General features: G+C 71.8%; 10 protein-coding genes and 2 pseudogenes. 7 read left to right on the forward strand and 5 right to left on the reverse strand.

Going from position 1 to position 13,396, the window contains the following annotated elements; all coding sequences use genetic code 11:
• Positions 1-639 precede the first annotated feature (639 nt).
• Positions 640-1,062, reverse strand: coding sequence for a hypothetical protein (locus AB0R04_RS33610; protein ID WP_363377381.1), 423 nt, complete (start codon positions 1,060-1,062; stop codon positions 640-642).
• Between the two features lie 513 nt (positions 1,063-1,575).
• Between AB0R04_RS33610 and AB0R04_RS33615 the strand changes: the two genes are divergently transcribed.
• Positions 1,576-2,487: an aminoglycoside phosphotransferase family protein gene (locus AB0R04_RS33615; RefSeq protein WP_363377383.1), complete on the forward strand. Its 912-nt coding sequence runs from the start codon at positions 1,576-1,578 to the stop codon at positions 2,485-2,487.
• Positions 2,488-3,264: 777 nt separating this feature from the next.
• Here the strand turns inward: AB0R04_RS33615 and AB0R04_RS33620 are convergent.
• Positions 3,265-4,268 (reverse strand): annotated as a pseudogene (locus AB0R04_RS33620) (IS5 family transposase).
• A gap of 73 nt (positions 4,269-4,341) precedes the next feature.
• Entirely contained in the window at positions 4,342-4,959 is a 618-nt protein-coding gene (locus AB0R04_RS33625; protein ID WP_363377384.1) for a TetR/AcrR family transcriptional regulator C-terminal domain-containing protein, read from the reverse strand.
• Between the two features lie 66 nt (positions 4,960-5,025).
• Here AB0R04_RS33625 and AB0R04_RS33630 point away from each other — a divergent pair, with 66 nt between their 5' ends.
• Entirely contained in the window at positions 5,026-6,288 is a 1,263-nt protein-coding gene (locus AB0R04_RS33630; RefSeq protein ID WP_363377392.1) for a beta-ketoacyl-[acyl-carrier-protein] synthase family protein, read from the forward strand.
• 69 nt (positions 6,289-6,357) lie between these two features.
• Positions 6,358-6,516: pseudogene (locus AB0R04_RS33635) on the forward strand (leucine zipper domain-containing protein); the annotation flags it as partial.
• A 429-nt stretch (positions 6,517-6,945) separates the two neighbouring features.
• On the opposite strand, the gene AB0R04_RS33640 reads toward AB0R04_RS33635, so the two are convergent.
• On the reverse strand, positions 6,946-7,524 hold the full coding sequence (locus tag AB0R04_RS33640) for a TetR/AcrR family transcriptional regulator (protein ID WP_363377385.1): 579 nt from the start codon (positions 7,522-7,524) through the stop codon (positions 6,946-6,948).
• Between the two features lie 166 nt (positions 7,525-7,690).
• Here AB0R04_RS33640 and AB0R04_RS33645 point away from each other — a divergent pair, with 166 nt between their 5' ends.
• The gene (locus AB0R04_RS33645; RefSeq protein ID WP_363377386.1) at positions 7,691-7,927 is read left to right on the forward strand and encodes a hypothetical protein; all 237 of its coding nucleotides are present in this window, start codon (positions 7,691-7,693) and stop codon (positions 7,925-7,927) included.
• Positions 7,928-8,276: 349 nt separating this feature from the next.
• Positions 8,277-8,567, forward strand: a complete 291-nt coding sequence (locus tag AB0R04_RS33650) for a hypothetical protein (RefSeq protein WP_363377387.1) — start codon at positions 8,277-8,279, stop codon at positions 8,565-8,567.
• A gap of 53 nt (positions 8,568-8,620) precedes the next feature.
• Here AB0R04_RS33650 and AB0R04_RS33655 read toward each other — a convergent pair whose 3' ends face one another.
• On the reverse strand, positions 8,621-8,815 hold the full coding sequence (locus AB0R04_RS33655) for a hypothetical protein (protein ID WP_363377388.1): 195 nt from the start codon (positions 8,813-8,815) through the stop codon (positions 8,621-8,623).
• Between the two features lie 321 nt (positions 8,816-9,136).
• On the opposite strand from AB0R04_RS33655, the gene AB0R04_RS33660 reads away from it, so the two are divergent.
• A complete protein-coding gene (locus AB0R04_RS33660; protein WP_363377389.1) occupies positions 9,137-9,619 on the forward strand; it encodes a hypothetical protein in 483 nt (160 codons plus the stop codon).
• A gap of 44 nt (positions 9,620-9,663) precedes the next feature.
• Positions 9,664-13,314: an FxSxx-COOH system tetratricopeptide repeat protein gene (gene fxsT / locus AB0R04_RS33665; protein WP_363377390.1), complete on the forward strand. Its 3,651-nt coding sequence runs from the start codon at positions 9,664-9,666 to the stop codon at positions 13,312-13,314.
• Positions 13,315-13,396 lie beyond the last annotated feature (82 nt).

A 13,396-nucleotide genomic window follows, 5' to 3' on the forward strand; every position in this document is an offset into this window, starting at 1 on the left:
CGGTGACCTGCGAGGCATGAGGACTTTTTTCGGAGATCCAGTTCGTGAGACGGCGCCTGGCGGCCCTAACGGCATGCCGGTCGCGGGCTCATGAGCGTGGTGGTGTTCCGTCTCTGCGGTGCCCCTGCGTGGCCGGTGTCGGTCGTCCCGTTCTGCTGCGCCTCGGGGGCTGGTGCCGTTCGCCGCCCCGTCGCCCGGCCCGTCTTGGCCCGCTTTGCCCCTGGGGTGGTGAGAGCCTGTTCGCCGCCCTGGTCTGCCGTCGGTGACCGCCTGCGCGGACCTGTCCCCGGCCAGGCCCGCTCCCGGCCCGGCTGCCGCACTGCCGTCCCCTGGCCCGGATGAGGCAAAGGGGGCCGCCCGGTGCCGTGTGGCCTGCCCGGTTTGTGCCCGGCCCGACCCGACCTCCCACATCCCTCCCATGGTTCCCTGCGGTGCCCCTGCGTGGCCGGTGTCGGCCGTCCCGTTCTGCTGCGCCTCGGGGGTGACGTCGTCCCGGCTGCTGCTTTCTTCGGCGCCGCCGTCGCCCGTGGCTCGTCGCCTGTTGTCGGGGTTCTCCTGTCGGCCGTCGTCGCCGCCGTCCCGTCGTCCTGTTGTGGCCGGTTGGCGGTCCGTCGGTGGCTGGTCGGGTTGTTGGTGTGGTCAGGGGCTTGGGGAAGCGGGGTCCCGTCGGGGTGGTGGGCTGGGGCGGCCTTGGGGTGCGGTGTCGGTGAGGTGGCGGTGGGCGGTGTGGAGGTGTCCGGCGGCGTGGCGCAGGTGGTGGCAGGCCATGGAGGGAGAGGCCGCGTTGTAGGGGCGGAGCCAGCGTTCGGCGGCGTGGACGCGGGCGAGTGCGGCGGTCAGGGCGTGGTGGGCCGGCCGCATCGAGGGGATGTCGGTGACTTCGTCCACGGTCCGGGCGAGGAGGACGGCGAGATCTTCGGTGTCGGGCCATGCTCCGTCGGTGAAGTCGTGGCCCCACAAGGAGAGTCGGGCGGCGCATATCCCGACCCAGGCTTCCAGCCGGTCTTCCCAGGAGGGGGGCCTGGCGGGTGGGGACGGGGGCGGGTTCGGGATGATCGGCACCCGAACATGATCCGCCCACGGGACACGGTCGCGTGGCCGTTTCACGGAAACCTGTTGACGACCTGTTGCACAACCCCGCCCGGCGGCTGCCCGCCCGGGCCGTGGGACGGTCGGGGACTGTTTCCCGGGTGTAGGGGGGCAGGGACGGCCAGGGGATGCTTCCCGGCGGCCGCCCGTCCGGGCCACAGAACGGTCGGCGTCAGGTGTTCTGTCCCGTGAGGTCGTGGATGCGGCTTACGGGTGGCGTAGTGCCTCTGCGCAGGTGCACCCGTCCTGAATCCGTACGGGGTTCTCCGGCACTCGCCGTGAACTGCCAGGACACGCAAGGGCATCCGGGGAGCCGCTGCGTAGGGTCTCCTGTCGGCTCGACCGCCCCTGCGGAGGCGCCGCGCCGCACTGCACCTCGCCTCGCCGATAGGCGCGCCGCACCCGCAATGCACTGCAACCGCGCCGCGGGATCGGCGAGGAACGGTCCGACGACGAGGCCTGGACCAGACCCGTAACGGAGACGCTGTGACGTCCGGGAGTCCGCAACAACACCGCCTGACGCAGGCACCCGAGTCCCTTCGGGCCTTCGGCCGCTGGCAGCACGAGGGCGAGGCGGGCCGCCGGTGGCTGATGGCGCTGCCGGACACCGTCGTCCAATGGTGCGAGCGCTGGGACCTGACGGCCGACGGGCCGCCCATGCACGGCTACAACAGCCTCGTCGTGCCGGTCCGCCGGGGCGGCGAGCCACTGGCACTGAAAGTCACGTGGCCCGACGGGCAGATGCAGGAACAGGTACTCGCCCTGCGCCTGTGGGACGGCCACGGCGCGGTCCGCCTGCTCGACGCCGACACCACGGCGGGCGTCATGCTGCTGCAACGCCTGGACCACACCCGCCCGCTCCGGGACGTACCACTGACACAGGCGGTCCCCGTGATCGGGACACTGCTACGGCGGTTGGCCGTCGAGCCACCCCACGGCCTGCGCACGACCGCAGACATCGCCGCGGGCCACCGACGGGAACTCCCCGCCCAGTGGGAAGAACTCGGCCGTCCGATGCCCCGACGCGCACTCGACCGCGCACTGGACCTGGCCGAGGAACTGTCCCACGACGACTACACCGTCCTGGTCAACAACGACCTCCACTACGACCAGGTCCTGCGTACCCCCGACGGGCACTGGTCCGTCGTCGACCCGCTGATCGTGCGCGGCGTCCTCGAATACCAGGTCGCACCCCTGCTGTGGGGCCGGTTCGACGAACTCGGCCCCTCCCGCGTCCAGTGGGGCATCGACGCCCTGGCCGACGCCGCGGACCTCGACCCCGACCGCGCCCGCAAATGGGCACTGCTGCGAGCCGCCGAGTACTGGATGTGGGGCCTGCGCGCCGGCTTCACCGAGGACCCGGCGCGCTGCGCCCACATCGTGGAGGCACTCACCTGACCCCCGCCCCCGCCCCGCCGCGCGGAACGGTAACGGTCAGCGTCAGTCGAGACCGGGCGCCGTGAACCGGCAAGCCTGGCGGACGGGCCCGCGGGAGCGCGGGTGCGGTGGTTTGCGCAGGCGGATCGGGGTGAGAAGAGGACCGGTGGGCGGCCGCCCGCGCCCTGTCCCCGCCCCGTCCGCGCCCTGTCCCCGCCCCGCCCGTGCCCCGGCCCGTCCCGACTGCTGTGAGGCGGTGGCGAGCCGGGTGGACTGGCATGGCGGCCGGCACGGCGGCCCCTTCGGCTGCCCGGACGCACTGATTCGGTTCGGTGCCGGGTTCCAGGAGTGTGGGTTGATCGTCCGTGACGGTGGCGCATCGGGCATCGCGGTCGGCTTCTGCCCTTGGTGCGGGCAGGGCCTTCCCGAGCCGCGGCGGGATCGCTGGTTACGCGAACTGGAGCGTCGCGGGATCGACCCGCGGGAGGAGGAGGCTCCTGCCGGGTTCCAGCACGGGGGCTGGCCCGCTTCGCTTCGCTACGCCAGGCGGGACGACAGCTGTTGATCCACTTCTGAAACAGGCCTGGCTGTTGCCGGCGAGCAGGTTCTCGACGCCTTGCTCCGGCCGCGACGGGGTTCGTCGGCGACGGCGAACATCCCGGCCGCGAACATGCCGACGGCGAACATCCCGGCCGCGACAGGGCCGCCTTCGCTCGACGATTCCGCCTTCGCGCGGGAACCGCGTACGTCGTCGCCGCAGGCCCGTTCGACCGTCCTAGGGAGCGTATTTGGTCGTGATCAAGGGTTGGCTCTGGTGAGGTCTTTGATCCAGATCATCGCGCCGCGGAGGTGGAGGCCAGCAAGGTAGCTCGCCGGGGTCTTGTCGTAGCGGGTGGCGATGCCTCGCCAGGCCTTCAGCTTGTTGATCAGGCGCTCGACGGTGTTGCGCTCCTTGTAGAGGTCGACGTCGTGGCTGACGGGCCGGCCACCCCGGCCGCCCTTCTTCTTCCGGTTCGCGGCCTGGTCCTTCTTCTCCGGGATGACCGCCTTGATCGCGCGCCCGCGCAGGTGGGCGCGGTTGCCGCGGGACGAGTAGGCCTTGTCCCCGGCGACCGCGTCGGGCCGGGTGCGGGGACGGCCGACCGGCCCGCGGACCCGGACCTTCTTGAGCACGGGGACGAACTGCGGGCTGTCGGCGGCCTGCCCCTCGGTCAGAATGAACGCCAGCGGGCGGCACCTGCGCTCGCCGGCGACGTGGACCTTGCTGGTCTGTCCACCCCTTGAGCGCCCAAGCAGGGCGGCCTTCAGGCGGAGCTTGCACCGGCGCCGGAGGCGTCGCCGCTCTTCCCGTTCTGGGTTGCCCGGCGTGTCCTGTCCGTCTTGTCCTTGCGGGTCACCCCTTTTTGCCGGGCCTTCTCCGCCTCGTCGGCCGCCTTCTCCAAAGCGGCCAGCGCGTCGGGACCCAGGTGCATCCCGGCGGCATCGTGGTGGGCCCGAACAGTGGTGGAGTCCACGCTGACCAGCGACAAATCCACCTCGCCCCGCCTCGCGGCCTCCGCGATCGCGCCCTCCAGCAGGGCTTCGAAGACGCCCGCGTCACGCCACTGCCGGAAGCGATTGGAGACGGTCGACCACGCGCCGAACTCCGCCGGCATCTCCCGCCACTGCCCACCGGTCCTGAAGCGCCAGATCACGCCCTCGAACTGCTGCCGCAACCGCTCCGGGTACGGGCCGTACTCGCCGATCGGCAAGTACGGCCCGATGAACTCCCACTCCACATCTGATAGTTGCGCTCGCGTCACGCAACATGGTCTACCTGATCGGGCCTCGCCATGAGGGCGAATCCCACATATTGATCACAACCGAATACGTGCCCTAGCCGTGTTCGGGTTCGTCGTGGATGGTCAGTGCTCCGGCGAGGTCGAGGTCGGCGACGGTGCCGTGTGCCCCGGCGCGGACGAGCAGCACTGCGCCGAGCGCGGTGCTCCAGAACGTCCTGGTCTCCACGTCGAGCGGTCGGCGGACCTTCCAGCCGCGACGGTCGATGAGCTGGCTCACGAAGCGCTCGGACTGCCGGAACAGCAGCTGGAGGTGCCGGTCGACGACGGGGGCGAGTTCGGGTTTGGAGATCCCGGCGGCGAGTGCCCGTGCGACCGGCGGGAGCGAGGGCATGGCCAGTACGGCGCGGGCGATGTTGCGCCGAAATGTCGCCGCATCGGGGGCTTGGCGGCCGATGCGCTCGATCCGTCGGGCGTCGTGCAGCAGGCCGAGAAAGGCGGCGTGCACGAGCAGCGAGTCCTTGGAGCCGAAGTGGTAGGTGACCTGGTTGGGGAAGGCGCCTGCCGCGTTCGCGATCTCCGCGACGCTCACCTCGGCGCCGGGCCGTTCCTTGCAGAGCCGTGCGGTCGCCTCGATCAGCTGGCGTCTGGTCGCGCGACCGCGGTCACGCGACCGGGCCGGCGTTGGTCGGGCTTCGGTTCGCTTCTTCTCCACACCCGAATTGTATGTGATACAACTAGGCCCGTTCGCTTGTATCGCATACAAGAAAGGTTGAATGGCATGCACAGGACCGAAGTCGTCGTCACCGGACTCGGCGCGATCACACCACTGGGCGCAGACGTGGAGTCCACCTGGCAAGCCCTGCTCGCCGGCCGGTCGGGCATCCGTGGCGGCGCCCTGCGCGGCCACGAGGACACCGGCCTTCCCGACACCGCCGCAGGAACGATGGCGATCGACCCCGCCCAGTCGCTGCCGCCGGCGCAGGCCAGGCGGCTCGACCGCTCACAGCAGGCGGCCTTCACCGCAGCGGCCGAAGCCTGGGCCGACGCCGGCGCCCCGCAGGTGGACCCGCACCGGCTCGCGTCAGCGATCGGCACGGGCATCGGGGGCGTAGGGACGCTGCTGAAGGAAGACGACGTACTGGAGACGGCCGGGACACGGCGCGTCTCGCCACGCACGGTACCGATGCTCATGCCCAACGCGGCAGCGGCGCTGATCAGCATCGAATACGGCGCACGGGCCGGGGCCTACACGCCTGTCTCGGCATGCTCCTCCGGCGCCGAGGCGATCGCCCTGGGGGCCAGACTCATCCGTGCCGGCGAGGCGGACGTGGTCATCGCGGGCGGGACCGAGGCCGCGATCACCCCGATCACCGTCGCCGGCTTCGCCCAGGCACAAGCACTGTCGCGCTACACCGCCGAACCCGCCTCAGCGTCCCGCCCCTTCGCCGCGGACCGCAGCGGATTCGTCCTCAGCGAAGGCGCCGCCGTCGTGGTGCTCGAAAGCGCCGAGCATGCCGGCCGCCGGCGCGCACACGTCCACGCCGTACTCGCGGGAGCCGGCATCGCCGCCGACGCCCACCACATCACGGCACCCGCCCCCGACGGCTCCGGCCAGGTCGCCGCCATGCGCAAGGCCCTCGCCCAAGCCGGTTTGACTCCCGAGCAGATCAGCCACATCAACGCCCACGCCACCGGAACCCCGGCAGGCGACACCGCCGAGGCGCACGCGATCAGACAGGTCTTCGGCCGCGCCACCGTCACAGCCCCCAAAGCGGCACTCGGCCACCTCTTCGGCGCGGCCGGCGCAATAGAGGCGCTCATCGCCGTCCTCAGCGTGGAACACGGCGTCATCCCGCCGACCCGCAACCTCACCGCAGCCGGCATCGCACCCGACATCGATCTCGATATCGCCACAGCACGACGAGACGCCCCCCAGAAAGCCGTACTCAGCAACTCATTCGGCTTCGGCGGACAGAACGTCTCACTCATCGTCACCCGCGCACAACACCACACCTCCCGCACCGCCCCGACGACACCGTGACCCACGCAAAACGCACCACTGTCCCCAGAGGACCGCCACCGATGGATCGAACATGGCAAGACCCGTCCGATCACGCACGTCACCGCGGAAATGGGGACTTCCCGAGCAACGGCGCCGAGGCGGGCGAACCGGCACCCGCCGCACAGCGAACTCGGGTTGACCGATCGAAGCTCGACGCCACACCCTCAGCCGGGCACGACACCGGCCGACGCGGTCACACACGTTGAGGAGATGCGCCGCGCCCACAAGTGGCCGGCCACCCGCAACGCCCACGAGCCCGCCGCCGACGGACACCGTGACCGCCGGGCCGCCCGCGCCAGGGCCCGTTGCGTCCGTTCGTCGTCGTCGAGGCCGGCCAGGAGGGTGCGGGCTTTCGGCACGCAGGGGCGGGCAGGTCCCTGTCGAAGCGGCGCTGGAGGTATCCGGCCTGGCGGCAGGCCGCGCTGCCGTGCACGGCCGGAGGGCCGGTCGCCGCCGTGGCCCGGCGCCGCCGGCCTGCCATCCACCACTGCCCCGGCCTGCTCGGCCGGGCGCCGAGTGGCCGACGTGCCGGGCGGGTCCGACCAGCCGGTGCTCCGGTGGTGGTGGTCGCGGGCGCCTGCCCGGCGCGCCGGGGAACTCGGTGTCGGCGGGGTGCCGGGGGCGCTGATCGGGGTGCTACGGGTAGACCGCGGCGAGCAGGCCGCGGACGAAGCGGTCCAGGTTGTCGAGGCCGGCGGCGGCCAGGGTGTCGGGGCCGGCGCCGAGCAGGTGTGGGATGGCGCCGTGCAGGGCGAGGGTGACGGCGGCGGATCGTTGCGGGGTGACGGGCAGGCCGGCCGCGCGCTGGGCGTGTTCGAAGGCGGTGAAGTCGGCGGCGGAGATCGGGTCCAGGATCGCTGACAGCCAGGTGCGGCGGGTGGCCTCGGTCTGGAGTTCGAGGTAGGCGAGCATTCTGGGGCGGCCCGGTCCGGCGACGTTCTCCAGCAGGCCTGCGAGCATGGCCACCAGGCCCTCGCGGTCGCTGGGCCCTGGAGCGGAGGCCGCGATGTGTTCGGCGACCATGCGGTACTGCTCGGCGCACCGTTCGGCGACCGCGCCCAGCAGGGCGTCCCGCGTGGGGAAGTAGTTCTTGGTGGTGCCCGACGGCACCCCGGCGGCCGTGTCGACGGCCCGGTGGGTCAGCCCGCGCCCGCCCGCCTCGGCCAGCACATCGATGGCTGTATCACGCAGCAGATCCCGTCGATCATGATTCACCGTCAATTTTCCTTTCCTGGCCGCGACTTGACTATATCACCACGGACGGGGTACCGCATCTGTGGTGGACTTCCCGGAGGGAAGCCGCACGGCGGATCAAGGTCGGTGACGACCGCAGAAAAACGCCCGCCGCGACGTGAGACGCAAGGAGTAAGGGGAAAAAACGATGGCCAAGTTCCGCGGACACTGTGGTGAGTGCGGATTCAAGACCGAATGGACCACCGAGGCCACGACGGAGCAGGACCTGCTCGATCACTACACCAGGCGGCACCCGCACCTCGAGCCGGGCGGCGCCTCGCAGATCGCGCCCGGCAACCCGGACGGGCTGGGGTGCCTCGGCTGGATCGCCATCGTGATCGTCGCATTCTTCGTCCTCGCCATGTGCTCGCGCAACGGCGGCTGAGCATCGGCGCGCCGCGCTCTCCAGACCGGGCGGCCGGTCCCGTCCCCGGCTGCCCATCGGGCGGGACAGGGATCGGGCGGTGGCGGACAAGCCGAACCACCTCAACCGACACGTCCGTACGCCTGGAGAGCGCACACCGAAGCGGCCAGCGCCCCGGGACCTCACAGCCGGGGTGCCGGCCTCCGTCATCTCAGGCGCTGCCGGCATCCCGAATTCCGAGCTCCGCGCGTCGTACAGGACGGCACCGATGCCGAGCGCGAGCGGGCCGCCGCCGAAGTCGCGGCCGCCGAGGAGAAGCGGCACGGCTCGTGGACCGGCTGGCCGAAGCGACCCTGGAGTCCTGCCGGCGGTGGCGCAGGCTGCCCGGAAAGGGCTGACAGGTACGGACACCGGAAGCAGCAACGCCGCCGCCCGGCTGACCGGCCGGGACGTCGACGCCGCGGACCGCGCCCTTGCCCACGGCGACCTCAAAGGTTCCCTCGCCCAGCTGAAGCGCGAGGTCCAGGCCACCGACGGCGACCTGACATCCCTACGCCTGACAGGCTCTCCCGGCGAGCTGCACACGAGAACGGACCTGGCCTGGCGGACCGTCAGCATGGCGGCTGCCTTGTACGCACAGCGCTCCCAGCCACCGCACTGAGCCGGGCGGCAGCGGGCAGGGACCGAGTTCCGCCAAGGCCGCCCGGGTCGCTGCTACGCCGCCGCTGCAGCGACCGGCTCGTCGTCGATGTGCTGAAGCCGGCTGCGGGCAGCGACCAGGTCCTCACCGGACAGCTCGGCCCAGTACCCGTCGGCCCAGACGGCGTGGGCGGCCTGCCGCTCGGCCTCCTCCAGGCGGGCGGACTCGGCCAGGTGCTCCTCACCCAGCCCCTGCCGGGCGGCCTCCACATCGCCTCGGTCTTCATCGCGTAGTGGGCGAGCAGGTGACATAGGACGGGAAGCCGCTCATCGTCCGGTCGGACCTGCGCCAACACCGGTTGCGACCTGTCGCATCCGGTGCTGCAGGCCGAAGATATCCGGCAGGTCGGCACCGCGCTCGTCCAGCTCGGACAGTGCGTGCAGGTAGATGCCGGTGAGCGGGTTGCCCGCCGGGACACGGCCGCGGCGCGGACGGCGGCGGGACGGCGGTCTTCTTTCGATGGAGCCATTGGAGTTGAATGTCGGTCAGTTCTGCACGGAGCACCACCGAGGGATAGGGGGTAGCCGGGAATGCTGTCGGAGACGTTGAGCGCACTGGCCGCGGCCGGGGGCACCGGGATTGTCCAGGCCGCCGGAACGGACGTGTGGGCGGCCACCCGGGAACGGGTCGCCCGCCTGCTAGGCCGCGGGCGGACCGAGGACGAACGCCTCGTCCAGGCACGCCTCGACCGGACCAGGCAGGAACTGGAAGCCGTGGCCCCGCAGGAACGGGCAGCCCTTGCACAGCGACAGGAACACACCTGGCAGACCCGGCTGGTCGACTTCCTGGAAGGGCTGGAACCGGCCGAACAGGACCAGGCCGCCGAACAACTGCGCGCCCTGCTGGTCCCCGCCCCCGCCGACCCCGCTGCCCAGGTCCACGCCGACAACAGTGGAGTCACCGCTGGCCGGGACATCGACAACCAGGGCGGTGCGATCGGCCGGGACTTCAGCGGCTCGGTCACGATCGGCGCACCCGACCGCCCTACCCCGCCGGGAGCGGACCCGCGCTGACCGTCCCCGGAGCCGAGCACGGCCCCGCCGGTCCGCGAACCGGCGTGCGCAGCCAGCACGACCTCGTGAACTCCGGCGGCGTGGTGGCCGGGAGCGTCCGCGGCGACATCCACGTCCACAGTCCCACCACCCCACCGGCCCTCACCTGGCCGACGCAGATCGGCACCGTCCCCACGGTCGCGGACTGCTACCACCACCGCCCCTCCGTCGACCGCGCCCTGCGCACGGGCACCGCCACGGTACTGAGCGGACCGCAAGGCACCGGCAAGACCCAGGCCGCCGCCCACCGCGCCCAGTCCGCCCTGCGGGAAGGCAGCGTGGACCTGCTCCTGTGGACCGACGCATCGAGCCGGACCGCCGTACGGGACAGTTACGCCCGGGCGGCCGCTCACCTCGGGCTGGCCCAAGGACCCGACGCCGCAACAGCCTTCCTCGCGTGGCTGCACACCACGAACCGCCGGTGGCTGCTGGTCCTCGACGCGTTGGCCGACCGCAGAGACATCCATGACCTGTGGCCGGACCCGGCCCCCAGGAGCGAACTCGTGGTGACCACCCGCAGCACGGACCGGCAACTGCGCACCCGACGGCGCGCGACGCTCCCCGTGCGCCACTTCACCACGTGGGAGTCCGTCGGCTACCTGGCCGACCGCCTCGCCGTCCACGACCTCGGAGCCCCGGAGTCCGAACTGACCGCAGCCGCCGACGCGGCAGGCGGCCGACCGGGCGAGCTGTGCGCCGCCGCCGACCAGCTGATCGAGGCCGGCTCCGGCCCGCCACCACACCCGTACGGCCTGCACCGCGGATCCGTACAGCTGCGCCGGTACGTGCCCTGCCCGCTGTGCGCCCCACCGGCCCCGGCCACCGGCATCGCCCTACGTCACGCCCCGGAGGACGAGGTCTGGGCCCGGTGGATCGAGGCCGTCCTGACCTCGGCAGGACTCGGCCCACTTTGCGAGGAAGCCGACGCGGACCGCACGATCGTGCTGCTGTCCACCGCCTACCTACGCTCGCCATGCTGTGCCGACCCCGTCGAGCATGCCCTGGTGACGGCACGTATCGACGCCGCGTCGCCGCCGGCCTCCCACCCCTCGGGCCCGACCGTCGAGCTGACCGGCCACCGCCCCGAACAGGCCGCCGCCGCCCTGTTCGCCGCACTCGGCGGCGCACCGCGACCACCCGACCTCACCGGCCTGCGTTACCCCGGTACAGGCCCGGCCCACTTCAAGGCCCCGCCCCGCCACCTGTCGTTCACCGGCCGCAGCACGGTCCTGGAACACCTACACCGGCAGCTCGGCGGCGCAATGGCGGCCGTCCTGCCCAGCTCCCAGACCCTCTACGGCCTCGGCGGGATCGGCAAGACACAGATCGCGTTGGAGTACGCGCACCGGTTCGCAGCCGAGTACGACCTGGTCTGGTGGATCGACGCCGAACAGCCCGAGCTGATCGGCCCCACGCTCGCCGACCTGGCACGCGAACTCGGCCTGCCGGTCGGCGACTCGGTCGCCGAGGCCGCCAACTCCGCCCTGACCGCCCTGCGGCGGGGCACCCCGGCCGCCCGCTGGCTGCTGATCTTCGACAACGCCGACGACCCCGCCGAGATCCTCCCGTTCCTACCGGGAGGCTCGGGCCACATCCTGGTCACCTCCCGCAACCCGGAGTGGAACCGGGTGGCCGAGGCCCTCGCCGTGGACGTCTTCACCCGCCGCGAGAGCATCGAGCACCTGCGCCGCCGCGTCGCAGGCCTGACCGAACCGAACGCCGACGCGGTGGCCCACGAACTCGGCGACCTCCCCCTGGCGATCGAGGTGGCCGCCGCCTGGCTGGACGCCACCGGCATGCCCGTCGACTCCTACCTGGCCCAACTACGCAGCGCGGCCGCCCAGGTACTCTCAATGGGCCGACCAGTGGACTACCCCGCCACGGTGGCAGCCGCCTGGAACGTCTCGATCACCCGGCTGCGCGCCGAGGCCCCCGCGGCCGCCCGCCTGCTGCAGCTGTGCGCGTTCTTCGCCCCCGAGCCCATCTCCACCCGGCTCGTCTACGACAACGAGCAGATACTCCACGCGCTCTACGGAGAGCGGGCCGACGGACCAGCCACCCAGATCAACCTCGGCGCAGCCATCAAGAAGATCGGACGCTACTCCCTCGCCCGGGTCGACAGCACCGGCATCCAACTGCACCGGCTCGTCCAGGCGGTCATCCGCAGCACAATGACCGCAGAGGAGCAGCGCGGGGCCGCCCACGACGTCCACCTCATCCTGGCCGCCGCGCGCCCCGCCGACCACGACATCGACAATCCGGCCAGCTGGCCCGCGCTGGAGGAGATCTGGCCGCACCTGACCGCCTGCGCCACCCACCAATGCGACGCCCCACAGCCCCGGCAACTGCTCATCGACCGCGTCCGCTACCTGTGGAAGCGCGCTGAACTGCACAGCGCCGACCGCCTGAGCGAAACCCTCATCCCGGTATGGACCGACAAACTCGGCCCGGACGACCCACAGAACCTGCGGCTGCGCTTCCACCACGCCAACATCCGTCGCTCACTGGGGCGTTACACCGAAGCGCTGACGCTGGACGAAGACGTCCTGGAACGACAGCGGACCACCCTCGGCGAACACCACCCGGACGCCCTGATGACCGCCGGGTCACTGGCCGCCGACCTACGGGGCCTGGGCCGCTTCCAACCCGCGCTCGCGCTCGACCTCGACACCTACGCCCGCCTCACCACACTCTTCGGCGCCGACAACCCGCGCACCCTGGCCATGGCCAACAACCTGGCGATCGACTACCGACTGGTCGGGGACAGCCAGGCCGCCCGCGACCTGGACCAGGAGACCCTGCAACGACGAGAGGCCGTGCTGGGCCTGCGACACCCGGCCACCCTCTCGACGAAGTACTGCCTCGCCCGCGACCTGCGCGACCTCGGCTACTTTCCGGCCTCGATCGCCCTGCTGAGCGAGGTCGCCGTCGGCTTCGCCGCAGTCCTCGACCCCGACCTGCCGGAGCGGCTGCGCAACGACACCTCGCTGGCCGTCTCGCTGCGCCGGGCAGGCCGGCTAGAGGAGGCCCGGACGAAGAACGCCACCGCCTACGAGCGCTACCGGGAACGCTACGACGGGGACACACCGGACGCTCTGATCTGCGCGGCCAACCTGGCCGCGGACCACAGCGCCGCCAGCGACCACGGCCTCGCCCGAGACCTGACCGTCCAGATCCACGCCACGTACGAGCGACTGCTCGGCGCAGACCACCCGTTCACCCTCGCCTGCGCCGCCAACCTCGCCCTCTACCTGAGGACCAGCGGTGACGCCGAGGCTGCCATCGTGCGGGGCGAGGCGGCGGCGGAGGCGCTGGGCCGATGCGTGGGCCCGACGCATCCGTTCACCCTCAAGGCGGTGATTAACCTCGCCAACGCCTACACCGACACCGGCCGCCATGACACGGCGCTGCCCCTCCTGCAACAGGCCCTGGCCGACCTGGGTGCCCGCTACGGCACGCAGCACCCGGACGCACTGGCCTGTGCCGCCAACCTCGCCCGCACCCTACGCCTCCTTGGCCGACCGGTCGAGGCCGCCGAACACCACGCCCACGCCCTCGACGGCCTCACCCGCCGTTTGGGCGTCGACCATCCCGACACCCGGGCGGCCCGCGACGGGTGCGCGATCGACCTCGACCTCGAACTCCAGTCGGTCTGAGTGCCGGCGCCCCGGGCCCGGGGCCTGGCCGCCGTTCTCTACCTCGCCCCACCACACCTGTGCGCCGGAGGCATCTCCTTCC

This window comes from Kitasatospora sp. NPDC056731, assembly GCF_040687675.1.
Lineage (GTDB): Bacteria > Actinomycetota > Actinomycetes > Streptomycetales > Streptomycetaceae > Kitasatospora.